The sequence below is a fragment of the Intestinibacter sp. genome (genome assembly GCF_051866655.1).
GTDB lineage: Bacteria > Bacillota > Clostridia > Peptostreptococcales > Peptostreptococcaceae > Intestinibacter.
On the sequence record NZ_JBJDXL010000103.1, the window covers coordinates 1 to 1,551 of the forward strand.

Sequence of the window (1,551 nt, forward strand, 5' to 3'; positions counted from 1 at the left end):
CTAGCTTGTCTGACAATTTTTGCACAGGATCATGTGTAAGTCCGCCGAGCATTACATGGACAAATTTATCGACCTGTCCTTTAATCGCCTCGTTTAACACAGGATGCTTGTAGCCGTGTATCACACTCCACCACGAAGACACAGAATCTATAAGCTTTTTGTCTTCTGTATAAATATAAACTCCCTCTGCATCTATAATTTTGTAGGGATCCTTCATCTTTTTCATCTGTTGATAGGGATACCATATCATAACTAAGTCCTCCTTAAATTCTAATCCTCATACATCGAAATCAAACGTTCAACGTCAATGTCTAAATCCTCGCTATCATCCTCAACACAAGCGACAACCTCGATTCCAGTCATATACTCGCACATACGAAGGTTGTCCTCCTCCATCACATTTCCCTTGTGAAAATGGTTGAATATAATACCTTTTATATCTATATTTCTCGCACGCATATACTCTACAGTCAAAACAACATCGTTAATTGTGCCAAGTCCTGCATCTGCCACAATCAAGCAAGCAAGATTTAATTTTTTAACTATATCCTCAAGCTGAATTTTCTCCTGATCAAAGCATATCGGGCATACTATACCGCCGCTGCCCTCCATAGTTATGTAGTCGTATTTTTCACACACTTGATTAAAACCTTTTTCAACCACATCGAGCTTTACATGGTTACCCTCAATCCTAGACGCTAGATGAGGAGAAACTGCATTTTCGTAAATATAAGGGCACATTTCGTCAAGCGGTTGTTCAATTTTAGATATTTCCTTGACACTAACAGCGTCTCCAGGGATAAGTCTTCCCTCTAAATCTTTTTCATTTCCGCTCATAGCTGCCTTATAATAAGCTGGATTTAGACCATTTTCGTTTAATTTTTTCAAAATCAGCCCTGTAATATAAGTCTTTCCAACATCTGTACCTGTTCCTGTTATAAATATTTTCTTACTCATCTATGCCACCTCACTTCTCTTCAACAATGGCTTAATTCGTTTCGCTAAAACTGCCGCCACAAAACAAAGGCAGATATCTCCCGGAACAGCAAGCAAAAAGCAATACAAAAACAACGGCCATATACCAATAGGAGCATTGATTACATAATTTCCTATAATATAGTAGTAAACCATTCCCATTCCATAAACTATAGCTAGCCCTACAAAGTTCGAGATCAAAATCCACACCAAAGTAGGCTCATCTCTAGATTCGACCATTTTTCCTGTAACATAGCTCGCAACTATAAAGCCTATAATATATCCAAAGCTCGGTTTAAATATATACCAAATTCCTCCACCTTCAGCAAACACCGGCACTCCAATCAGCCCTAGCACAGTATAGCATGCCACACTTATCGCCCCCAATTTTCCACCTAACAGTAAGCCAGCAAGCATCGTAAACAGAAATTGCAGAGTAAACGGCACAACTGGTATCGGAATTTTTATAAAAGTCCCCACCACTATCAAAGCAGTAAATAGGGCGCAAAAAATCATATTTCTTGTAGTGTTTTTCTTCATACTGTATAAAATTCCTCTCTATCTTCGTTCTATATC

Annotated in this window: 3 protein-coding genes; all 3 read right to left on the reverse strand. The window is 38.6% G+C overall.

Annotated features, from left to right (window positions below; all coding sequences use genetic code 11):
• Positions 1-250: aminotransferase class III-fold pyridoxal phosphate-dependent enzyme (locus tag ACI3VO_RS02690; RefSeq protein ID WP_439756436.1), on the reverse strand; the 250-nt coding region annotated here is incomplete at its 3' end.
• Between the two features lie 20 nt (positions 251-270).
• The gene (gene bioD / locus ACI3VO_RS02695) at positions 271-957 is read right to left on the reverse strand and encodes a dethiobiotin synthase (RefSeq protein WP_439756437.1); all 687 of its coding nucleotides are present in this window, start codon (positions 955-957) and stop codon (positions 271-273) included.
• Positions 958-1,515 carry a biotin transporter BioY gene (locus ACI3VO_RS02700; RefSeq protein WP_439756438.1) on the reverse strand — a complete coding sequence of 186 codons (558 nt, stop codon included), beginning with the start codon at positions 1,513-1,515 and terminating at the stop codon, positions 958-960.
• Between the last annotated feature and the right edge of the window lie 36 nt (positions 1,516-1,551).

What these genes read in the sequence shown, in the direction of transcription:
- bioD (WP_439756437.1), bottom strand. Translation starts at nt 957, where the DNA reads ATGAGTAAGAAAATATTTATAACAGGAACAGGTACAGATGTTGGAAAG.
- ACI3VO_RS02700 (WP_439756438.1), bottom strand. Translation starts at nt 1,515, where the DNA reads ATGAAGAAAAACACTACAAGAAATATGATTTTTTGCGCCCTATTTACT.